16 protein-coding genes are annotated in these 22,063 nt (G+C 47.1%); 15 read left to right on the top strand and 1 reads right to left on the bottom strand.

Annotation, left to right across the window (positions count from 1 at the left end):
* Positions 1-37: 37 nt before the first annotated feature.
* Positions 38-469: an NUDIX hydrolase gene (locus tag J2Z20_RS01270; RefSeq protein WP_209844585.1), complete on the top strand. Its 432-nt coding sequence runs from the start codon at positions 38-40 to the stop codon at positions 467-469.
* A 19-nt stretch (positions 470-488) separates the two neighbouring features.
* Here J2Z20_RS01270 and J2Z20_RS01275 read toward each other — a convergent pair whose 3' ends face one another.
* Positions 489-1,466, bottom strand: coding sequence for a Na/Pi cotransporter family protein (locus tag J2Z20_RS01275; RefSeq protein WP_209844587.1), 978 nt, complete (start codon positions 1,464-1,466; stop codon positions 489-491).
* A 149-nt stretch (positions 1,467-1,615) separates the two neighbouring features.
* Between J2Z20_RS01275 and J2Z20_RS01280 the strand changes: the two genes are divergently transcribed.
* The 14 genes from J2Z20_RS01280 to yqfD all read left to right on the top strand — a co-directional run bounded on the left by J2Z20_RS01280 (position 1,616) and on the right by yqfD (position 22,049).
* Positions 1,616-2,992: a class I SAM-dependent rRNA methyltransferase gene (locus J2Z20_RS01280; RefSeq protein ID WP_209844589.1), complete on the top strand. Its 1,377-nt coding sequence runs from the start codon at positions 1,616-1,618 to the stop codon at positions 2,990-2,992.
* A gap of 230 nt (positions 2,993-3,222) precedes the next feature.
* On the top strand, positions 3,223-6,741 hold the full coding sequence (gene addB, locus J2Z20_RS01285; RefSeq protein ID WP_209844591.1) for a helicase-exonuclease AddAB subunit AddB: 3,519 nt from the start codon (positions 3,223-3,225) through the stop codon (positions 6,739-6,741).
* 26 nt (positions 6,742-6,767) lie between these two features.
* Entirely contained in the window at positions 6,768-10,748 is a 3,981-nt protein-coding gene (gene addA, locus J2Z20_RS01290; RefSeq protein ID WP_209847146.1) for a helicase-exonuclease AddAB subunit AddA, read from the top strand.
* Positions 10,749-10,806: 58 nt separating this feature from the next.
* Positions 10,807-11,988, top strand: coding sequence for a metallophosphoesterase family protein (locus tag J2Z20_RS01295; protein ID WP_209844593.1), 1,182 nt, complete (start codon positions 10,807-10,809; stop codon positions 11,986-11,988).
* The gene (locus J2Z20_RS01300; protein ID WP_209844595.1) at positions 11,985-15,392 is read left to right on the top strand and encodes an AAA family ATPase; all 3,408 of its coding nucleotides are present in this window, start codon (positions 11,985-11,987) and stop codon (positions 15,390-15,392) included. Before J2Z20_RS01295 ends, J2Z20_RS01300 begins: the two co-directional genes overlap by 4 nt.
* A 98-nt stretch (positions 15,393-15,490) precedes the next feature.
* Positions 15,491-16,162, top strand: a complete 672-nt coding sequence (locus J2Z20_RS01305) for a hypothetical protein (RefSeq protein WP_209847428.1) — start codon at positions 15,491-15,493, stop codon at positions 16,160-16,162.
* Between the two features lie 153 nt (positions 16,163-16,315).
* Complete coding sequence (locus J2Z20_RS01310) at positions 16,316-16,675, top strand: histidine triad nucleotide-binding protein (RefSeq protein ID WP_209844597.1); 360 nt, start codon at positions 16,316-16,318, stop codon at positions 16,673-16,675.
* 89 nt (positions 16,676-16,764) lie between these two features.
* A complete protein-coding gene (gene rpsU / locus J2Z20_RS01315; protein ID WP_005547957.1) occupies positions 16,765-16,938 on the top strand; it encodes a 30S ribosomal protein S21 in 174 nt (57 codons plus the stop codon).
* Between the two features lie 16 nt (positions 16,939-16,954).
* Complete coding sequence (locus J2Z20_RS01320; RefSeq protein ID WP_209844599.1) at positions 16,955-17,398, top strand: GatB/YqeY domain-containing protein; 444 nt, start codon at positions 16,955-16,957, stop codon at positions 17,396-17,398.
* Between the two features lie 198 nt (positions 17,399-17,596).
* Complete coding sequence (locus J2Z20_RS01325) at positions 17,597-18,901, top strand: NfeD family protein (protein ID WP_415639994.1); 1,305 nt, start codon at positions 17,597-17,599, stop codon at positions 18,899-18,901.
* A 61-nt stretch (positions 18,902-18,962) separates the two neighbouring features.
* Positions 18,963-19,967: a flotillin-like protein FloA gene (gene floA, locus J2Z20_RS01330; protein ID WP_245251828.1), complete on the top strand. Its 1,005-nt coding sequence runs from the start codon at positions 18,963-18,965 to the stop codon at positions 19,965-19,967.
* A 15-nt stretch (positions 19,968-19,982) separates the two neighbouring features.
* Positions 19,983-20,450, top strand: a complete 468-nt coding sequence (locus tag J2Z20_RS01335; RefSeq protein WP_209844601.1) for a hypothetical protein — start codon at positions 19,983-19,985, stop codon at positions 20,448-20,450.
* Positions 20,451-20,574: 124 nt separating this feature from the next.
* On the top strand, positions 20,575-20,868 hold the full coding sequence (gene yqfC / locus J2Z20_RS01340) for a sporulation protein YqfC (protein ID WP_209844604.1): 294 nt from the start codon (positions 20,575-20,577) through the stop codon (positions 20,866-20,868).
* Positions 20,865-22,049 carry a sporulation protein YqfD gene (gene yqfD, locus J2Z20_RS01345; RefSeq protein WP_209844606.1) on the top strand — a complete coding sequence of 395 codons (1,185 nt, stop codon included), beginning with the start codon at positions 20,865-20,867 and terminating at the stop codon, positions 22,047-22,049. Before yqfC ends, yqfD begins: the two co-directional genes overlap by 4 nt.
* The last annotated feature ends 14 nt before the right edge of the window (positions 22,050-22,063 follow it).

The raw sequence follows: 22,063 nt of genomic DNA on the forward strand, positions 1-22,063 counted from the left end.
AATCCTTGTTGTTTCAAATGAAGGGGAGGATTGCTTAATGAAAGAGATATCTGCAGGCGGGGTTGTATATCGTAAGCATAATGGAAAAATAGAAATCCAGCTTATTACAGATCGTTACGGTAAAATTTCGTTGGCCAAAGGCAAAATGGAGGCTGGTGAAACGGTTGAACAAACGGCTCTTCGGGAAATCTCCGAGGAAACCGGAATGATCGGACGTATTATTGAACCTGTCGAAGTGATTGCATACACTTATGAGCATCCTGTTCATGGTTCTGTGAACAAAGAAGTCCACTACTTCTTAGTTGAGGCAGAAAGCGGTGAGCTGAAACCGCAAATCGAAGAAATTCGCGGGGTGAATTGGTATTCACCTGAAGAAGCATGGGCGAAGCAGACACGTTCCGGCTATGATAATAATGACGCGGTACTGCGAAAAGCGTTACATTTATTAGGTATCGACGTTTCATCATAATTTATTTAAATTACTTAATTTATGTTACTTTCTGTTTACCTGTCTTCCAAATGGGTAGATAACAGATAGGCAGTGCTAATAGTGAGCAGACGACATTAAATATAGTCTGAGCATGAGCAATTTGAGCGGTTGGTTCGTTGCTTATCCATGCAGCAGCCGTTTGCAATTCCGGGATAAATGGAATGAATACTAAGGCTCCGCCTAAATTGAGTGTGACATGCGACCAGGCTACAAATTTCCCGGAAGCTGAACCTCCGATGGAAGCGATAAGTGCGGTTACGCATGTCCCTATGTTAGCTCCGATTACGATGGCAATACCAAGATCGATCGGCATTGCCGCTAAACCTGTAAGACTCATAGCCATACCTATGACGGCAGCACTGCTGTGAACAATCGCGGTGAGACAAGCTCCCGCGGCAATTCCCCATAGTATACTCTGGTTAGAGCGCTCAAGAAACCAAGTGAATAATCCTTTGGACTCTAGCTCAGGGCCGATCGATTGCATCCATCCGATACTGATCATAATGAGTGCAAATCCTGCGACGGCGATGGCGATGTATTGCGCTGGCTTGATCAAATGCGCATACCGATGATATCGCCAAGGGGTATACTCATTAGCGATGACAACGATCGTCCATAATATGAGAGCACCATAGAGCAGTTTATCCGCTGCATGACTCATATTTAATCCAATGAGCTCGGTTGTCAGGCAAGTTCCGATGTTGCTGCCAAGAATAATGCCGAGCGTCTGTCTATAAGTAAGCAGTCCAGCATTTACAAGACCTATCGTTATTACGGTAATCGCTGTGCTGCTTTGCAGAACGGCAGTTACTCCAGTGCTGAACAGCATACCTTTCAGCGGAGTGCTGGTAGAGTTGTTCAAAATTTGCGTAAGGATAGGTCCTGCCCATAGATGGAGCGCAGTCTCCATTATTTTCATGCCTAAGAGAAAAAGTGCTAGTCCCATCATAAGAGGTATAATGATCGAATTTAGCATCGCAGCGAATCTCCTTATCGATTACGGCTCTGCCGTTTATACTACTACTTATATGTCTGTATACGGACAACCATGACTAGTCTCATTCGTTCGGACTTTAAATACCAGCTTTCAAATGAAAATAGAAAAAGATTTAGGAGTGAAGTGTATTGGCATCCGTCATTCTGCAGCGGAGTCGTAAAAAACGACTGGAACAGGGACATCCCTGGATTTATAACAATGAAATTGAACGTGTGGAAGGTGAGCCTGTTCCTGGGGATCTCGTAGAAGTTCTAAATCATAAAGGACGCTACCTAGCGACAGGATATTATAATCCTGCTTCCCAAATTACAGTACGCATCGTGTCGTACAAATCGTTGGAGCGGATGGACAAAGCCTTCTTCGTGGAACGGTTTCGCAGCTGTCTCAAGCATCGGGATCGTTTTCTAGGCGAGGCTGATGCTTACCGTCTCGTGTATGGAGAGGCAGATTTCTTGCCAGGATTAATCGTAGACCGATTTGCGGATGTGCTCGTCGTGCAAATATTAACGCTTGGCATGGATCGGTGTCGTGAGTCTATTGTTGAGGCGCTTATCGAAGTTATGCAGCCTAAAGGGATCTATGAACGCAGCGATGTTCCAATAAGGGAGCTTGAAGGTCTTGAGCAGACAAAGGGAGTGCTTTATGGAGAGTGTCCGCGTCATGTGACCGTCACTGAGAACGGACTCCTTATTCAAGTTGATATTGAAGAAGGTCAGAAGACAGGTTATTTCTTCGATCAACGGGAGAACCGCGCAGCTACAGAGCCGCTCATGACGGGCTGGGGTAAGCGGAGTGGGATCAGCTTGCAGGAAGTAGAGCAAGACGGACAGAAACAGTTACTGCCTGTTAATGCAAATGGCAAGGTTGTCACTTTCCCGTATTGGGATGGCGCAACCGTTCTTGAATGCTTCTCCCACACGGGCAGCTTTACACTCCACGCGTGCAAGTACGGTGCGAAAAAAGTAACGTGCCTCGACATTTCCGCGCATGCGATAGAAAGTGCTAAAACGAATGTCGAGTTGAACGGATTTCAAGATCGCGTCGAGTTCGTGGTAGCGGATGCTTTCGAGTATTTGCGCAGTCAGGTCAAAGGACTCGAGGAACGTTCGGCGCGTGCTGCGAGCGGAGAGACTAAGGTAGACACATCTAAACCGCTGACAGCAGGCGGCGGCCGAACTTGGGATGTTGTCATCTTAGATCCGCCAGCTTTTGCGAAAACTAAAAGTGCGGTGAAGGGAGCGATCCGCGGTTACAAAGATATTAACCTTCACGGTATGAAGCTCGTTAATGAGGGCGGCTATTTAGTGACGGCGAGCTGCTCTTACCATATGCGTCCAGATTTGTTCTTGGAGACGATCCAAGAAGCGGCGATGGATGCGGGTAAAGTGCTTAGACTTATCGAATGGCGCGCTGCTGGTAAAGATCATCCGCAAATTTTAGGTGTAGATGAAGGTCATTACTTAAAATTTGCAATCTTCGAAGTGAGAAGCAAATCGTTAATATAAGAGTGAACGAACAAAACAAACCCAAAGCTTGGTTCAACACACTGAGCTTTGGGTTTGTTATATTTTATAAGGGAAGCCCGTCACAGGAAAATCATCCCTTATGAGGATAGCAAACGTATGTTCCGCGGGGGCAAGCTTATGGTATACTTAAAGCCAAATGCTTAAATTTTATGTTCTATTTCATATAAACCAAGAATGAGGTCTTTACATAGAAGGAGGAGGCTTACGTAATGTCGGTTCAGTTTCTTATCGGCCGCTCTGGCAGCGGCAAAAGCACTTATATACTAGAACAAATCAGCGCTAAGCTGCGTGCAGCTCCGGACGGTCCGCCGATCATTTTGCTTGTGCCTGAGCAAGGCTCATTTCAAGCGGAGCACGCGCTTGTTCAAAGCGATGATATTCGCGGAACAGTTCGGGCTCAAGTGCTCAGTTTCCGCAGGCTGGCGTACCGAGTAATGCAAGAAGCGGGCGGGTCTGCGCTTGTTCCGATTACCGACGAAGGTAAAAAAATGCTGCTCTATAAACTGATACGGCATCGTAAAGATCAGTTGAAGCTTTTTGGCAATTCGGGCGATCAATTTGGATTTGTTGGAAGATTGAATGATCTATATACCGAAATGAAGCGCTATTGTATTGACCCTGCCTCCATTGAAGATTATTTGTCTCTAATGGACTCCTCTAGTAAAGGACTGTCATTGCTCAAAGATAAGATGGCTGATATTTCGACGTTGTTTCGTGAGTTCGAAAGTGAACTGTCTCAGCTTTATATCGACGATGAAGACAATTTAATCAAATTGTCCGAAGGAATTCCGCTGTCTTCATACGTTCGGGAGTCAGAAATTTGGATCGATGGGTTTCACGGCTTTACGCCGCAGGAATACAGAGTGCTGGAGCAGTTAATGAAATACGCTTCTTCCGTTACGATTTCCTTGACACTGGATCGTCCTTTTGATGATGGGGCTGTTCCTGAGGAATTAGATCTGTTTCACCCGGCGGCAACGACCTATATCAAGCTGAGAAGCATCGCAGCAGAACAGTCGATTGACATCGTTCCGACTAAAGTGATGGAATCTGTACCTTTGCCTCGTTTTCAAGCGAGCCCGATGCTGTCCCATATCGAGCGTGCGTACGAACGCCGCATTCCTTGGAAAGATCCAGCTCCGGCGGCGCCTGATCAAAGCATTGCGCTCTATACAGCTGTCAACCGACGCGCGGAAGTGGAAGGAGTCGCTCGGGAAATACTCCGTCTTGCGAGAGAAGAGCAAGTTCGTTACCGAGAAATGGCTGTCTTTGTCCGCAATATTGCTGATTATGAACAGGTGATTGCTCCGTTATTTCGGGATTACAATATTCCATTCTTCCTTGATCAGAAGCGAAGTGTACTCCATCATCCGCTTGTTGAATTTATTAGGGGCGCGCTTGATGTAGTGCAGCGCTACTGGAGATATGAGGATGTATTCCGCTGTATCAAAACGGATTTTCTGCTTCCAATAGACGGTTCGATCACGCGCAGTGACATGGACCGGCTGGAGAACTATGTACTGGCGAGCGGTATTCAAGGCTCAAGATGGACGGATGGAAGGCCGTGGAAGGGAGCGCCGAATCTATCTCTGGAAACAGGTGATGAGGGTACTTCCACCAGCCGAGAGGAAGGGCTGGAGCTGCTTGAACGTTGCCGTACTCAGGTGACCGGACCGCTCTATGCTTTTGAGAAAAGGCTGAAAAAGGCTAAAACAACACGTGAGATGAGTACTGCAGTCTATCTTCTGCTTGAAGAGACGATGGCTCCACAGCGGCTTGATCTATTAAGTCATGAAGCGATGATGCAGGGTCAGCCGCAGACAGCCAAAGAACATAGGCAACTATGGGGAGCTGTTCTTGATCTGCTTGATCAAACGGTCGAAATGATGGGGGATGAGCAGCTTGATCTGGATTTATTCGCAGCGATGTTGGAAACGGGGCTTGCTGATCTGAAGCTCTCTCTCGTCCCGCCAGCGCTTGATCAAGTGCTTGTAGGCAACATGGACCGGACACGCGCGAATGATATCAAATACGCTTTCTTACTCGGCGTAAATGACGGCGTATTGCCTGCAACCTTCAAAGAAGAGGGCGTCCTTACGGAGCAGGAGCGGGAACGGCTGGCTGAGATCGGTCTGGAATTAGCGCCAGGAGTAACACGGAGATTACTTGATGAACGATTTCTGATTTACAATACGCTTACCGCAGCGAGCCGGAAGTTATGGATCAGCTATCCGCTCGCTGATGAAGATGGGAAATCACTTCTGCCTTCTGAGCTTATAAGGCATGTGCGTACTATTTTTCCGTTTCTGAAGGAGACATTTCTCTCGGATCAGCCGCAAATTCACCAACCTTCAGGCGAACAGCAGCAATTTATTGCTCATCCGCGACAAACGTTACAGCATTTGATCAGTCAGTTTAGATGGTGGCGTCAAGGAGCAGATATCTCCCCTGTATGGTGGGATGTGTACAATTGGTATTTAAGCCGGCCAGAGTGGCATGAGCCGCTAGAACGGCTGCTGCAATCTTTATTTTATAAAAATCAAGTAAGCAGCCTTACAGCAGCGACAAGTCGTAAATTGTATGGCAAGCATCTGAAAACGAGCGTTTCTCGTATGGAAAAATTCGTAGCTTGCGCATTTTCGCATTTTGCTTCCTATGGTCTAAGGTTGAAGGAGCGGCAGATTTACCGTCTTAAGGCGCCAGATATCGGTCAGTTGTTCCACGCCGCTCTTAGTGAGATGGCGGTTCGATTTAAAGAGGAGAACCGAAGCTGGGGCAGTTTAACGCCGGATGAATGCCGACTTGAAGCAGACATTATTGTGGACAAGCTGGCTCCTAAGCTGCAAGGTGAAATTTTGCTTAGCTCGAAACGGTATCGCTATATTACACGCAAGCTGAAGGATATTGTGGGCAGAGCTTCTGTCATTTTAGGAGAGCATGCGCGGCGCGGCAGTTTTGAACCCGTTGGAATTGAGCTTGACTTTGGTCCTGGAAGACCGCTTCCTCCATTAACGTTCGAGCTGGAAAATGGCTGTACGATGGAGATTGTAGGGCGGATTGACCGGGTCGATATGGCGGAAGATGAGCGGGGTATTTTACTGCGCGTGATTGACTATAAGTCCAGTCAGACAGATTTGAAGCTTCATGAAGTTTATTATGGCTTGTCCTTGCAAATGCTCACTTACTTGGATGTGCTGCTTACGTATTCAGAACAGTGGCTCGGGCAGGCGGCTCTGCCTGCAGGAACGCTTTATTTTCATGTGCATAATCCGCTTCTTCAGTCTTCGAATGCGATAACGCAAGAACAGGCTGATGCCGAGCTGTTAAAGCGGTTTAAGCTGAAAGGACTTGTAACGGCAGACCGAGATATGATCGCCAAGATGGATGCTGAGCTCGAGAAAGGATATTCGTCTATACTTCCAGTCGCAGTGAAAGCAGACGGAGGGTTCTACAGCAGCGCTTCAGTGGCTACGATTGAACAATGGGACATTCTTCTGGGTTCCGTGCGCAGAACGATTACGGACATTGGAACGAAAATTACAGACGGAGATGTGTCGATTGAACCCTATAAACTGAAACAGGCAACGCCATGTACGCATTGCTCGTTTAAGTCCGTGTGCCAATTCGATGAATCTATTGAAGGGGTTCAGTATCATGGCTTGATCAAACCAGATAAAGAGCAGCTGTGGAAACTGCTAAGAGGCGAAGAAGGAGGAGAACTAGCGTGAATGAAATTCCAAAACCACCTGAAAGCATGTGGAGTGATGATCAGTGGAAAGCCATTTCGCTCTCAGGAACGAACATGCTGGTTGCCGCGGCGGCGGGGTCTGGTAAAACAGCGGTGCTCGTCGAGCGTATTATTCGTAAAATCGCCGATCGTGAGCAAGGCACAAGTGTTGATCGGTTGCTCGTAGCGACTTTTACGAAGGCAGCGGCAGCCGAAATGCGGCAGCGGATTCGAGAAGCGCTCGATAACGAGCTCGAGAAAGATCCGCATAACGATCATTTGCGCAGACAGCTGGCATTGCTTGGACGAGCTTCAATTACGACGCTTCACTCCTTTTGCTTAGAAGTTATACAGCGCTATTATGCATTAATTCCTCTCGATCCTGGATTTCGAATCGCGAGCGAGAGCGAAGTTGAGCTCATGCGTCAAGAGCTGCTTGAAGAGCTGTTTGAGGAGAAATACGCAAGTGAAGACGAGGGCACGGTTTTCCGCAGACTTGTCGATTGGTTTAGCGGTGAACGAAGCGATGATGCGGTATACGGGTTAGTTCAGAGGTTATATGATTTTGCTCGCAGTCACTCTTGGCCGGATTATTGGCTGAGAGAGATGGCAGATGCTTTTCAGTTGTCTGATATGGCAGCGCTCGAGAAAAGCTCATGGGTGAAAAGTATAGTAACAGACGCTCTGCTGACGCTTCGCGGTGTGAAGGGGATGCTGGAGCAAGCTTTGGCACTTACTCAAGTTGCAGGAGGTCCAGCACCTTACGGCGATAATTTGACGGACGATATAGCACTTATCCATCGTTTATTGGATGCAGTTCAGCATGGAGGCTGGGCTTCTATGTATGAAGCATTTCAAGCTGTAGCCTTTACGAAGCTGAAGCCTGTTAAGAAAGATCAGGTGGATCCGAATATCCAAGAGCGAGTTAAGGGACTGCGTGAGCAGGCCAAGAAGGCCGTACTTGATTTGAAAGGGCAGCTGTTCGGACGTCCTCCAGAAGCTTTTTTACAAGAAATGCAAGAGGCTGCGCCGCTTATGAAAGAGCTTGCGGAGCTTGTTATTGCATTCAGCGACCGTTATCAGGCGCAGAAAGCGGCGAAAGGGATGCTGGATTTTTCTGACTTGGAGCATTACTGCCTGCAAATTTTGCGTCATAAGGATTCAAGACCAGATCATATTATCCCGTCAGCAGCTGCGCTCGAGTATCAGGCGCAGTTTGATGAAGTGCTGCTTGATGAATATCAAGACACGAATACGGTGCAAGAAGAGATTGTAAAGCTCATCTCACGAGAAGGGGCCGGAAATCGTTTTATGGTAGGGGATGTGAAGCAGAGTATTTATCGCTTCCGCCTCGCAGATCCTGGGCTGTTTTTGGACAAGTATCGTGTCTATACATCGGATTTATCGAGTGCAGAAGCTGAAAGTACAGGTCTTCGTATCGATCTCGCGCGAAATTTCCGCAGCCGTGTGGAAGTCGTTCATGCGGTCAATATGTTATTTAGGCAAATCATGAATAAAACGGTGGCAGAGATTACGTATGATTCGAGTGCTGAACTCGTCTACGGAGCGTCTTTTCCAGATCCATTGCCAGAGCAGCCCGGATTTACGCCTGAATTGGTGCTGATTGACCGCGGGGAAGGCGAAATGGAAGATGGGGATTCATCTAGTGCAGAAACGGAAGAGGGAGGCACGTCTTCCCAAGAATCGGAAGCGGTTGAGATGGAGTCTGCTCAGCTTGAGGCTCGTTTCATTGCTGCTAAGATTCGTGAAATGATGGGCGAGTCCGGGAAGCCGTTTCACGTTTATGATAAATCATTAAAGGCAATGCGTCCGGTTAGTTACCGTGACATTGTTATTTTGCTTCGTTCTACACAAGTGTGGGCGCCGCTTATGATTGAGGAGCTGCGTTTGGAAGGAATTCCTGCATTCGGAGAGCTGAATCGGGGATATTTTCAAGCTACCGAAGTAGAAGTGATGCTGTCATTGCTTCAAATCATTGATAACCCTCAGCAAGATATTCCGCTCGCTGCTGTTCTTCGTTCTCCGCTCATTGGACTAAATGAGGAACAGTTAGCGCAAATTCGTCTTGCCGGCGGCAAAGGGATGTCTTATTATGATGCACTGTGCGTTTTCGCTAATGCTGCATCTGCGCAAGCGGAAATTGCCGAAGGCTTACAGCAGGCTGCGGCAACGTCAACGCTTGAGATCCCTTCACAGCCTAATGAACAGTTGGAACTTTCGCTTGAGGACAATCAAATCAGCTTGCAGCAAAAGTTGAGAGATTTCCTGAGCCAGTTAGAGGCATGGCGGGACGAAGCGCGGCATGGTGATCTGAGTGATTTAATTTGGCACATTTATCGGAAGACAGGATATTTGGAATGGGTTGGCGGATTGCCTGGCGGTGCTCAGCGTCAAGCTAACCTCTATGCACTGTATGATCGTGCGCGCCAGTATGAACAATCGACATCTTCGCGGGGCTTATTTCGATTTTTGCGGTTTATTGCACGGCTCAAGGAAAATGGCGGAGATCTCGGTGCAGTAGGATCATCTTCTGAGCAAGAAGATGTTGTTCGAATTATGACGATCCATAAGAGTAAAGGACTTGAATTCCCGGTTGTCTTCATCGCGGGAATGTCGAAAATGTTCAACCAGCAAGATTTAAATGCGCCTTTCCTCATGCATAAAGAGCTTGGTTTTGGACCAAAGTTCGTTGATGGGCAGATGCGTGTCAGCTATCCAACATTGCCCAATCTAGCTATTCGCAGAAGAGCGCAGCTTGAACTTCTGGCTGAAGAAATGAGGGTGCTCTATGTTGGATTAACCCGGCCGAAAGAGAAGATGATTCTTGTGGCGACTGTAAAGGATTTAGCGAAAAAAGTCGCTTCATGGTCGCAAGTGGGGCAGCTCGAACAGCTTGTGCTGCCTGATGATTTACTGGCAAGAGGAAGAAGTTATTTAGACTGGGTCGGTCCTGCACTCATCCGTCACCCTGCTGCGCACGAACTTAGAAAGCTGGGTGGCAGCGGCGAAACGGGAAGTTCAGTGCTTATTCATGATCCATCCGAATGGAAGATCTCTATTGTCCATGCGGACCATATTCAGTCTGCCGCAGCTGGATTGGCTTCTCTAGAGCAGCCAAACGGGATGGATGCTGAGAAGCTGAAAGCAGTATCTGAGCGGCATCCTGTTCAGACAGACTCGGGATTAGGCGAAACGATCGACCGTATACTCTCTTGGACGTATACAAACCCCGTTCCGACGAAAATTGCTGCGAAAACGTCTGTGACAGAGATGAAGAGAATGCTGGAACTGGACGAGTATTTAAGCGAAAATCTTCTAGAGCAAGAACAAATGGTTGACGAGAGTACTCGCCAAATGAAAGAAGAAGACTTCAGACTTCATCTTCGGCGTCCCAAATTTATGGAGGAGAAGAAAATGACTCCGACCGAGCGGGGAACGGCGTATCATACGTTGATGCAGCACGTTCCGCTGGATGCGGGGGCAGTAGACCGTGAACTCATTGCCCAAACGCTAATGACGCTGGTCGATAAGCAAATTTTATTGCCAGAGCAAGCGTCGCAGATCGATATTAGCCGTGTCGTTCAATTTTTTGCTACTGAACTTTGCAGCGAGCTGCTGCGTGCGAAATGGGTAAGAAGAGAAATGCCGTTCAGCTATGGTCTGCCTATACTTGACGCTTATCCTTATCTATCATCTGATGTGATGAAGACCACTGAACGGCTAAGCGTTGGTCATTCTCCTTTTGAGGAAGAAACTGTTCTTGTTCAAGGGGTCGTGGACTGCCTGTTTGAAGTAGATGACAAGCTGATATTGCTAGATTATAAGAGCGATAAAGTGCTTGAGCATCGCGGCGGTGTTCAGGCTCTAACAGAACGCTACAGATTTCAACTAGATTTGTATGGAAGAGCGCTTGAGCATATTTTGAAACGGCAAGTTCATGAGAAATGGCTCTATTTCTTAGACAGCGGTGAGCTGGTCAAATTGTAATTGTCATTTGAGATATATGTGTAAAAGGAATGTGATTTGGGAGAGGGGGAGTTTATTGATGCGCATTTTGCATACAGCAGATTGGCATCTTGGACGTACACTTGAAGGGCGCAGTCGTCTGGATGAGCAAGCAGAGTTTATCGATGAGCTCGTTCGGATCGCTGATGAAGGGCAAGCTGATTTGATTATGATGGCTGGCGATGTGTACGATACAGTCAATCCGCCGGCTGCAGCGGAACAATTATTTTATGAAGCCGTTGCTAGATTGACTGCTGGCGGCAGACCCCTTGTTGTGATCTCAGGAAATCATGACCAGCCTGAACGGGTAGCGGCGGCTAGTCCACTAGTGGCTCAGCGTGGTATAACGCTCGTAGGACTTCCAACAGCAGAGGCTGTGTCTGTCGATATTGCACGCACCGGTGAAAGAGCATGGATTGCTGCGCTCCCTTATCCTTCTGAAGCGAGGCTGAATGAACTTCTAACTACGGATGGCGATGAGGATAAACTGCGGGTCGCATACAGCGCCAGGGTCGGCATGCTCATGAAGCAATTGTCGCGAAATTTCTCGCCTGCTACGGTTAATCTAGCGATGAGTCATATCTATGTGCTAGGAGGCCTTGAAACCGACTCAGAACGTCCGATTCAGGTAGGGGGTGCTTATACTGTCGATCCTTCGGCACTGTCTATAGGTGCCCAATATACCGCATTAGGACATTTGCATCGTCCGCAAGCTGTGAAAGGCGACGGAATGATTCGCTACAGCGGGTCGCCGCTCGCTTACAGCTTCTCTGAAGCAGGACAAGCCAAGTCGGTAACGATGCTCGATATTGCCCCGGGAGGGGTGCCGCAAATGGAGGAGGTCTACTTGTCCTGCGGTCGTCCGCTCGTTCGGTGGAAAGCTCGCGGCGGGCTTGAGGAGGTTCATCGCTGGCTTGATGAAGGAAGAGATAGTGACGCATTCATCGACCTTGAAATTTCCCTTACAGGGGCTATGTCGCTCGGTGAAATTCACAGGCTGCGTAAAACGCATGAGGGTATTATTCATATCCGTCCGATTTATCCCGAAATGGAAGGAATCGAGACGACGCTGCAAAAATCAACGATGCCGATTCCAGAGCTTTTCCGTAAATTTTATGTGCGGCAAAGCGGCGGTGCTGAGCCTGAGCAGGAGCTGGTCGATTTGTTCATGCAGCTAGTCCATGAAGCTGATGAAGGTTCGGAAGGGGGCGCGTCTTCATGAAACCAGTCAGTCTGAAAATTGCAGGATTGCAAAGCTATCGGGAGACCCAGGAGATCGATTTTGAGTCGCTGACCGAGACGGGCTTATTCGGTATTTTCGGTCCGACAGGGAGCGGGAAATCGACGATTCTTGATGCGATTACGCTGGCGATGTACGGTAAAGTGGAGCGCGCGTCCGGCGGTACACAAGGCATTATGAATCATTCGGAAGATGCCCTGTTTGTCTCCTTTACATTTGAATTGATGAGTGCAGATGGACCTAAGCGGTACCGAGTGGAAAGACGATTTAAACGAACAAGTGAGCTGTCTGTCAGCAACACCGTCAGCCGTTTTATTGAGGTTAGGCAAGACGGCGATGTCGTTATGGCCGACAAGCTTTCGGATGTAACCCGCTGTGTAGAAGACGTTATTGGACTTAAAATGGATGATTTTACACGGGCCGTCGTGCTGCCGCAAGGGAAATTTGCCGAATTTCTGTCTCTTAAGGGCAGTGAACGGAGACAGATGCTGCAGCGGCTGTTTCATTTAGAAAAGTACGGCGATCAGCTAAGTATGAAATTAAGCCGCAAAGTTAAGGAAGTCGAAGGAGCTCTGAAAGAGGTGGAAGCCGAGCAGCAAGGGCTTGGCAACGCATCGAGTGAAGCGGTGAACGAGGCTAAGCAACGTCTTGCAGCTGCCCAAGAAGAAGCAGCCTTAAGGCGGCGTGAACTGGACGCGCTCTCACAGCGTCTAGAGAGCCTCGCGAAGGTGCGCGAGCTACAGCTTGAGCGCGAGCAAAGCCTCCTGCAGCTGAAGCAGCTGCAGGAGCAAGAGCCGCGCATCGCGCAGCAGGAGGCCGCGCTCGCAAAAGCGGCTGCCGCCGAGCGCATCGCCCCAGCATTAGCTTCCTTACGGGAAGCTAATGGGCACGCTGCCGAGCGGCAGGCGCAAGCCTCAGCTGCGCGGGAACGCGCGCAGCAGGCGGAGCAGGCTGCGGCGCAAGCGGCCGCAGCCGAACTCGCCGCGCAGCAAGCGCTCGCGGCGGAAGAGCCGCAGCTGCTGCAGCGGCAGAGCCAGCTGGAGCAGGCGCTAGGCTTGCAGCAGGAGGTCGCAAGCCTAGCTAGGGAGCTTCAGGAGCTCGCCGCGAAGCGGAGCGAAGCACAGAAGCAAAGAGAGCTTCTCATGAAGCAGGACGAGCAGGAACAGGGTCTGCTCTCTAAATATATGGCTGCACAGCAAAAGTTACAGGATGAGCTGAATTTAGCCGAGGTGAAGACGCAAGAGCGTCATGAGCTTCAGCAAGCTGTTCAATATAAACAACTCATCACTACTGCGGAAGATCAATTTCGACTTACACAGAATGAACGGAATGCGCAGTATGACCGGCTCGTTCAGGCGGAGACCAGACTTCGTGAATTGGATACACAGGCTTCGCAATTGGAGGAACAAAGAGCGGAGACTGTGGGCATAGGGTTACAGCTTGTTAAACGGCTATTGCAACTCGAATCGCACACTTCTGGGCAGTACGATCGATTATTGGCTCATTTAGACCAAATACGGAAGGATGAGCAAGCGGAAGAGCTCAAGAAGCTTTCATTGCGGCTGGCTGCTGAGCTGCAGAATGGACAGCCTTGTCCGGTGTGCGGTTCAGTGCATCATCCACATCCGGTCCAAATAATCGAGGAGACGACCGATCAGCATCAGTTCGATATAGAATCTGCCCAGCGATTGCAATCTGAATTGCAGGAATTAAAGTTCAAAATAAAGCAATACGTACATGAAGTGCAGTCTGCAATTGAGCAGCTCGGAGAGCGCGAATTGATTACTTCGCTCAATGAGGTAGCTTCTACTGTAGTGGAAGAAGAAACAACAGTGGCTGGTCATCTTGCCTCATACGATTTAGAACAAGCCATCTCATTCATAAGCGAAGCAGGAGCGGTTGCAGACGAGGTTCGATCTTTTCAGCAATCTACTCGCAGTCTAAGTAAGCAATTAGCAGCGTCTCAACAAGTCTATTCAACGATAACGGCTGAAGTACAGACGGAGCGCAACTTATATGATCAAGCTGTGCGCAAGCTTGACCTCAGTCAGCAGCAAGTCGATCAGCTGAGACAAAAATGGAATGAACAATATCCTAATCTATTATTGGAACAAGTAGATTCTTTATATCAAGCAATGCTTGATAAAGACAGCTTAGCAGAGCAGTTGAAGCAGCGGATTGCGAACAGTATAACCATTATTGAGAGCAAACAAGCAGATGTAAGACACGTACATCAGAGCCTTGTCGATGTGGACAAGCAGTTCATTCAGTGGGATACGCAGTGGCAAGCCAAAAGCGAGCAGTACCGTAAGGAAAGTGATCGTCTGAAGGCATGGATTGGAGAAGAGCACGCTGAACCATTACTGGAAGCGGTGAAGCGTCAGCTTGATCAAATACGCTTAACAGCCCAAGACAAGCATAATGCTAGCCGCCTAGCTGAACAAACGAAACATGAGGCGCTGAAAGCACTAGGGATAGCGGAGCAGGCGCTGCAATCTGCTGAAGAACATGCGGCTTATGCCCTGGCTCGTTGGAAGAGCGAGCTTGAGTCCTCGCCGTTTGCCGATGAACAGGAAGTTGCTCTTGCCATTATGCATGAACAGCAGAAGAAGCAATATGAATTTGAAACGAAGACCCACCGTGAACAAGAGCGAGATTTAAATGCGCGATTACGAGATTTAGACGGCAAATTGCAAGGCCAACAAGTAACTGCTCCGGAATGGGAGCAGTGTAATACCCAGATGACCATTGCTAGAAGGCTCGATGAAGAAGCGCTTCAAGTCAAAGCTAGAGCAGAGCGCGATTTGGAAGATTTGCAGCAAAGGCATCTGCGCTGGGTAGAGCTTGAGCAAAAACGGCTTCATCTTCAGCATCAAACGGAGCAACTCTCTAAGCTTCAAAGCTGCCTGCGCGGCAATGCTTTCGTTGAGTATATCGCTGAAGAGCAGCTTATGCAGGTCAGCCAAGCTGCGTCTCATAGGCTTCGTTTCCTAACGAAACAGCGTTATGCGCTGGAGGTTGATTCAGGAGGCGGTTTTGTCATTCGGGACGATGCGAATGGCGGAGTGAAGCGCCCTGTGTCAACATTGTCCGGGGGCGAGACTTTCCTAACCTCTCTGTCGCTTGCACTCGCTTTATCTGCGCAAATTCAGCTAAGCGGACAATATCCATTGCAATTTTTCTTCCTAGATGAGGGCTTCGGTACTCTTGATCCCGAACTTCTTGACACGGTCATTACATCACTTGAGAAATTGCATAATGATCATTTATCTGTCGGTGTCATTAGTCACGTGCCGGAACTCCGAGCTAGACTGCCAAGGAAACTGGTCGTTCTGCCTGCAGAACAAGCAGGCGGAGGTTCTAGAGTCGTTTTGGAGAAATTGTAATTGCTCATCATGTCATTCTCCAGTTCTTAATAACGAGTAGCACATTCGCCTATATGTGAATACGATGTGATGAAAGTTATGATCAGGAGGTCTGGGGAATGGATAAGCACGAGGCTAAAAAACTTTGTATGGATCATATGCATCGCTATGTTCGAGTGTGGACGAGAGATGGTCATGTGTATGATGGAATTGTAGAGAGTGTGGATGATGATGTACTTAACTTAGCTGTGCCGATTACCCATGGTACAATGGCAACGCATGAGGCGAATGTCGGCCATGAGGCTAACGTTGGAATGAACGTAGGTCCGAATGTTGGAATGAACGTCAGTCCATACGTGGGAATGAATGTCGGACCAAACGTAGGACCAAATGTAGGCCCGAATATTGGACCTAACGTTGCAGCAAACATTGGCCCGAATATCATGCCAAACGTTGCACCAAACATCATGCCAAACGTTGCACCAAACATCAGTCCGAATATTGCACCAAATATCGCGCCTAAAGTCGGTCCAAACGTAGCACCAAATGTCGGACCAAATGCAGGATATGGCTACGAACATGGTTGGCACGATGGATACGGGTATCCGTTTGAGCCGCGCGGCTTCTACCCAGGATATGGTTACGGATACGGCTATGGTTATCCATATGGATTTGGCTATGGTTATCCATATGGATTTGGCTATGGCTATCCATTTGGCATCCGTCGGTTTAACCGGCTTGTATTGCCATTAGCAGCGCTAACGGCGTTATCATTACTGCCGTTTTATTAATATCAACGTCAGCTGACTTTTATGGCTTGATTCATAAATTGCAGACCCCTATCCAGGGGTCAATTTTATTGTTCCATGTAATATTGGACGAGCACACTTCAATTCGGTATGATGTTATCAAGATAGGGATATAAATTGAGGGAGGGGTAATTGATGGATTGCTTGTTTTGCAAAATAGCAGAAGGTACAATTCCTTCGAAAAGAGTATTTGAAAATGACTCTGTGCTCGTATTTCACGATATACAACCCGCAGCACCAACGCATGTTCTTCTTATACCAAAAAAACATATCGCCTCAATGAACGATGCAGAAGGTGATGATTTTGCGCTCATTGGTGAATTACACCGAGTTGCTCAGCAGGTCGCTAGAGATCTAGGGATTGCAGATTCCGGTTATCGTTTAATCAACAACTGTGGCCGTAACGGTGAACAGACGGTACATCATTTGCATTATCATTTGCTCGGAGGAACAAGATTAGGTGCGCTTGTTGGTGTATCGAATTCCCATGCGTAGGTTGACACCTTATTACACTCTCACATATAATGAAAGTTGATGAACCGTGTTGTGCTCTTGGACGGTCTGGTCGGAGGGAGGGAAAACTGGTGTCTGAAACGAAAGTTCGCAAAAACGAGACAATTGATGCTGCACTTCGTCGCTTTAAACGTTCCATCGCTAAAGATGGCGTCTTGGCTGAGGTGAAGAAACGCAAGCATTATGAAAAGCCAAGTGTAAAGCGTAAGAAAAAGTCCGAGGCTGCTCGTAAGAGAAAGTTTTAGGAGGATTTGAACTAACATGAATCTTAGCGAACGATTAAACGAAGATATGAAGCAGGCGATGAAGAGTCGAGACAAGTTCAAACTCTCCACCATTCGAATGGTTCGTTCGACGATTAAAAATCTTGAGATAGATTTGAAAAGAGCTTTGGATGACAACGAAGTGCTTGATATCCTTAGTCGTGAAATCAAACAGCGCAAAGATGCCCTCCAAGAATTTGAAAAAGCAGGTCGAGAAGATCTTGTCGACAGTCTCAAGGCAGAAATTGAGATTATAGCTCAGTATCTTCCAGAACAGCTTTCTGAAGAAGAAATTAAAGTCATTGTACAGCAGACCATCCAGGAAACCGGTGCTTCTTCGAAAGCCGAGATGGGAAAATTAATGAGTAGTCTCATGCCGAAAGTAAAAGGGCGTGCTGACGGTAAACTAGTGAACCAAATCGTTCAACAATTTCTGCAATAACAATAACAAAAACACTCTCTGATTTTGGAGGGTGTTTTTTTCCATTTTATAAGGAAAATACTGAAGGTTGAAACGTAATGTATTACAATACGTAGTAACAACCATAAGTGACAATGTACATACATTAAAATATAAAAGGAGGGGTGTAAATTGATTGCCGCAACTAAAAAGTTTCTGCTTCACACATTCATGCTCATGATGCTTGTATCCATATTGCTTCAAATAAGTTTTACGGCTGAGCCTGTCCGCGCAGTAGCGCAAAGCGGTCCAGTATATATCATACCTGTGGACCAAGAGATTGAGTCTGGCCTCTATAAGTTCATGAAACGCGGATTTGATGAAGCGACGAGAATGAATGCAGCGCTGATTGTTTTAGAAATAAATACGCCAGGCGGAAGAGTAGACAGCGCAGAACAAATTGGTGAGCTGATTCGATCGAGCAAAGTACCGACAATAGCTTTCGTCAAGGGCAGAGCGGCTTCTGCAGGCAGTTATATAGCTCTAAATGCCGATAAGATTGCGATGCAGCCTGGAAGTACGATCGGAGCTGCAGCTATTGTCGATCGTTCGGGTCAACCTATTGATGATCCTAAATTAGTAGCGTACTGGAAAAGTGAGATGGCTGCCGCAGCGGAACTTAGTGGGCGGAACCCAGCCATTGCAGAAGGAATGACAGATACAAACATCGAAGTCAAGATGCCGGAAATCGGTAAAACGAAACAAAAGGGCCAGATTATTTCTTTAACTGCAGATGAAGCTGTCAAAGTAGGTTACGCTGAGATGATTGCAAAAACAGCTGAGGAAGTCGCTTCGCAATCTGGTTACTCGACTCAAGACATGTTTCGAATTGACCGAACAGCAGCTGAAAATATATCCATCTTTTTAACGAATCCTATTGTCTCAACCTTACTTCTGTTCGTCGGTATTACAGGAATCATAATAGAACTAATCGTGCCGGGGTTCGGTATTCCGGGGATACTTGGTATTATCGCGTTTGTGCTCTATTTTACGGGTAATTATATCGCTGGATTTGCAGGCTCGGAAACTTGGATTCTCTTTATCATCGGGCTGGTTATGCTCATTTCGGAACTGTTTGTGCCTAGCTTCGGTATTTTAGGAATTATAGGCTCAGTCAGCTTGGTTACGGGTGTTGTCAGTGCTGCTTATGACACAACGAATGCATTTATTTCACTAAGCATCGCCTTTGCGGCTGCTATTATAGTGGTGATCATTGTGTCATATATATTTAAAGAGCGGGGCATCTGGAACCGATTTATTTTGCGCTATCAGCTCACGAAGGAAGAAGGATATATTCCGAATGAGCCTAAAGATAATTTAATCGGTAAACAGGGAACGAGTTTAACACCGCTCAGACCTGCTGGAACAGCGATCGTTGATGGTAAACGAATTGATGTTGTTACAGAAGGAGGCTTTATTGAAGCAGGCCGTCCTGTTATGATCATCAGCGTAGATGGTACGAGAGTTGTCGTTAAAGAAGGATAAATGCCGGATTAAAGAGAAATTTAACTAATAATAAAAAGAGAAACGGAGATGATGTGCAAGTATGATCAGTTCATCTGCAGTAACGATATTGCTTCTTGCGGTCGTTGTTATCATTGTACTAAGTGTTTTCTTCAGCTTTTTCCCATTAATGCTTTGGGTGTCAGCCATTGCTTCAGGTGTTCGAGTAGGTATTATTACCCTTGTTGCGATGCGCCTGCGCCGAGTTACACCAGCTCGTATCGTTAATCCAATGATTAAGGCTCATAAAGCGGGACTTGGCCTGACGATTAATCAGCTGGAAAGTCACTATTTGGCAGGCGGTAATGTAGACCGTGTCGTTAACGCGCTTATTGCTGCGCAGCGTGCGAACATTCCGCTTGAATTTGCAAGAGCAGCTGCTATTGACCTTGCTGGTCGTGACGTGCTGCAGGCTGTGCAAATGAGCGTCAACCCTCGGGTCATCGAAACTCCAGTCGTTGCAGCAGTGGCGAAAGACGGTATTGAAGTAAAGGTAAAAGCCCGTGTAACGGTTCGTGCGAATATCGAACGACTTGTCGGCGGTGCCGGAGAAGAAACGATTATTGCACGTGTTGGTGAAGGGATTGTTACGACGGTTGGTTCAAGCAACTCGCATAAGGATGTGCTTGAGAACCCGGATCTCATTTCAAGAACAGTGCTTAATAAAGGATTGGATGCTGGAACAGCATTCGAAATTTTGTCGATTGACATTGCGGATGTTGATGTAGGTAAAAACATCGGTGCGTACTTGCAAACAGAACAAGCTGAAGCGGATAAACGGATTGCTCAAGCGAAAGCGGAAGAACGCCGTGCTATGGCCGTTGCTCAAGAGCAAGAGATGAAAGCACGCGTTGTAGAAATGAGAGCGCGCGTCGTTGAATCCGAATCACAAGTACCGCTTGCGATGGCAGAAGCACTAAGAAGCGGGCAGCTGGGTGTTATGGATTATATGAATCTGAAAAATATTGAAGCCGATACGCAAATGCGCGGGTCCATCGGTAAAATGGGCGATAATACACCAGACTCAAATGACCCTAAACACAAATAAGCTAGGCGGTGAGTCATGTTAGATTGGATCTTTAGCCACATTTTCATTGTTATATTGATTGTATCTGGACTCGTGTCTTTGTTTAATCGGGCCAATAAAACAGCCTCTAAGAGTCGTCCCAGCAAGATGCCAACGTTCGGCGGAGGCGGATCCTTATCGTCTCCAGATCATCCGCGAATGCCGCAAACTGTGCAGTCGCAGACCCGAATAAATGACGACAAACCTGAGCGGTCTATTACAGACTTGTTAAATGATCTGCCTGCTCCGGATTATTCTACAGGCGAGGGAGTGTCGCAAATGTGGGAGGAGTCAAAGGCAAAAGTAGAGCAACCTGCATCTAAGATGCTGCAATCTGCGAAACCAAGCCTAGATTTATCCTCTTCCTTTCGGGTTAAAGATACAGAAGAAATCCGCAAAGCGATCATATGGTCAGAAATTTTAGCGCCGCCGCGTGCGAAGAGGCATTATCGAAATCAACGTTAAGTTTTTCATGATAAGAGAAACACCGAAACCGATCTTCCTACTAGGGAGATCGGTTTTTCCATTTCATAAAACGAATAGTTGCTGCATATTTTGTACAGTACGGGAAGGGGGGCATTGCCTTATTATGAGCCGGATTAGTCGCAAGCTGCGGAAATGGACAACAGATGTTCTAGATGTACCGCAGGATATCGTATTTGATCTGCCGAGGCTAACCCTGATTGGTAACCGTCAACTGTATATCGAAAATCATCGCGGCGTCATTCACTTTTCTTCGGAGCAATTGATTTTAGCTGTAACAGAAGGCAAGCTGCTCGTTGCAGGAAAAGAGCTTATCATTCGTGCTATTTTGCCAGAAGAGGTTTTTATTGAAGGGATCATTTCTGACATTCAATATGAAGGGAAGGGGAATATCGGATGAAATCGCGCGTAATCGCAAACCTTCTGGGAACCGTATCGATAACCGTTCGCGGGAAATCAGTGACATCATTCATTAATGCATTGGCCGCGGAGCGGATTGTAATTTGGAATGTACGAGCCATTTCCGAAGATCGAGTACAGTTAAATATAATGCTCGGTGATTTCTATCGACTTCGTCCTATTTTGAAGAAGACAAGCTGCCGGATGCACGTTGAAAAACGAATGGGCTTTCCTTTTGTGCTCAAGCGGATTATACGACGTAAACTTTTTGCCGTTGGAATCTTTCTGTTTTTCGTAATTTTATATATAATGTCATCACTTGTATGGGATATAGAAGTGAAAGGAAACGTAAAACTTACAACCGAAACGGTGCTTAAGGCAGCGAAGGAAGAGGGGATTTATCCGTTTCAATGGGTGTTTCGTCTGAAAGAACAGGACAAGCTTTCAAGAGAGCTTACGCAAAAATTACCGGGCTCTTCATGGGTTGGAGTATCGGTTCACGGAACCCGAATTACGATTCAAGTTGTCGAGGCGACGATACCAGAGCAGCCGCCTTTGCTTAGCCCTCGCCATATTATAGCTAAGTCAGATGCGGTTGTAACACAGATTTTTGCCGAACAAGGCAGACCCGTCGTGCAAAAAAATACGAGAGTAAAGAAAGGAAGCATTCTAATCTCTGGTATATTGGGCGATGAGGGCAATCAGAAGCTCGTTGTAGCCAAAGGCGTGGTAAAGGGGCTTGTATGGCATGAGTATCTCATTGAGGTTCCTACAACGCAAAAATATAAGTCGTATACGGGTGAGCAGAAAGAACGCGGTTATTTGGTACTTGGGAACATAGCGATACAGCTCACGGGATATGGGAAATTGTCGTTCGATAAATATGAGACCGTTACGAATCGTGATTCGCTCACATGGCGTAACATTAAGCTGCCTGTTGGGTGGATGACTGAAAAAGTCATGGAAATGCAAATGACTGAGGATAAGGTAACGGATGCCGAGGCTAGAGCGAAAGGATTAGAGCAAGCGAGAAAGGACGTAATTATCAAAAACGGCAAAGATTCACGAATTGTAAGCGAAAAAATTTTGCATGAGAAGAAAGACAATGGTAAAGTTTATATGAAAGTGCTTTTTGAAGTGGAAGAGAATATTTCAGAGGAGCTTCCGTTAGTTCATAACTAAGGAGAATGAGGCTA

The organism is Paenibacillus sediminis (assembly GCF_017873765.1).
Classification (GTDB): domain Bacteria; phylum Bacillota; class Bacilli; order Paenibacillales; family Paenibacillaceae; genus Paenibacillus_AG; species Paenibacillus_AG sediminis.

Coding starts and splice junctions, on each gene's coding strand:
- J2Z20_RS01270 (WP_209844585.1), top strand. CDS start 38: ATGAAAGAGATATCTGCAGGCGGGGTTGTATATCGTAAGCATAATGGA.
- J2Z20_RS01275 (WP_209844587.1), bottom strand. CDS start 1,466: ATGCTAAATTCGATCATTATACCTCTTATGATGGGACTAGCACTTTTT.
- addB (WP_209844591.1), top strand. CDS start 3,223: ATGTCGGTTCAGTTTCTTATCGGCCGCTCTGGCAGCGGCAAAAGCACT.
- addA (WP_209847146.1), top strand. CDS start 6,768: ATGTGGAGTGATGATCAGTGGAAAGCCATTTCGCTCTCAGGAACGAAC.
- J2Z20_RS01295 (WP_209844593.1), top strand. CDS start 10,807: ATGCGCATTTTGCATACAGCAGATTGGCATCTTGGACGTACACTTGAA.
- J2Z20_RS01300 (WP_209844595.1), top strand. CDS start 11,985: ATGAAACCAGTCAGTCTGAAAATTGCAGGATTGCAAAGCTATCGGGAG.
- J2Z20_RS01305 (WP_209847428.1), top strand. CDS start 15,491: ATGGATAAGCACGAGGCTAAAAAACTTTGTATGGATCATATGCATCGC.
- J2Z20_RS01310 (WP_209844597.1), top strand. CDS start 16,316: ATGGATTGCTTGTTTTGCAAAATAGCAGAAGGTACAATTCCTTCGAAA.
- J2Z20_RS01320 (WP_209844599.1), top strand. CDS start 16,955: ATGAATCTTAGCGAACGATTAAACGAAGATATGAAGCAGGCGATGAAG.
- J2Z20_RS01325 (WP_415639994.1), top strand. CDS start 17,597: ATGCTTGTATCCATATTGCTTCAAATAAGTTTTACGGCTGAGCCTGTC.
- floA (WP_245251828.1), top strand. CDS start 18,963: ATGATCAGTTCATCTGCAGTAACGATATTGCTTCTTGCGGTCGTTGTT.
- J2Z20_RS01335 (WP_209844601.1), top strand. CDS start 19,983: ATGTTAGATTGGATCTTTAGCCACATTTTCATTGTTATATTGATTGTA.
- yqfC (WP_209844604.1), top strand. CDS start 20,575: ATGAGCCGGATTAGTCGCAAGCTGCGGAAATGGACAACAGATGTTCTA.
- yqfD (WP_209844606.1), top strand. CDS start 20,865: ATGAAATCGCGCGTAATCGCAAACCTTCTGGGAACCGTATCGATAACC.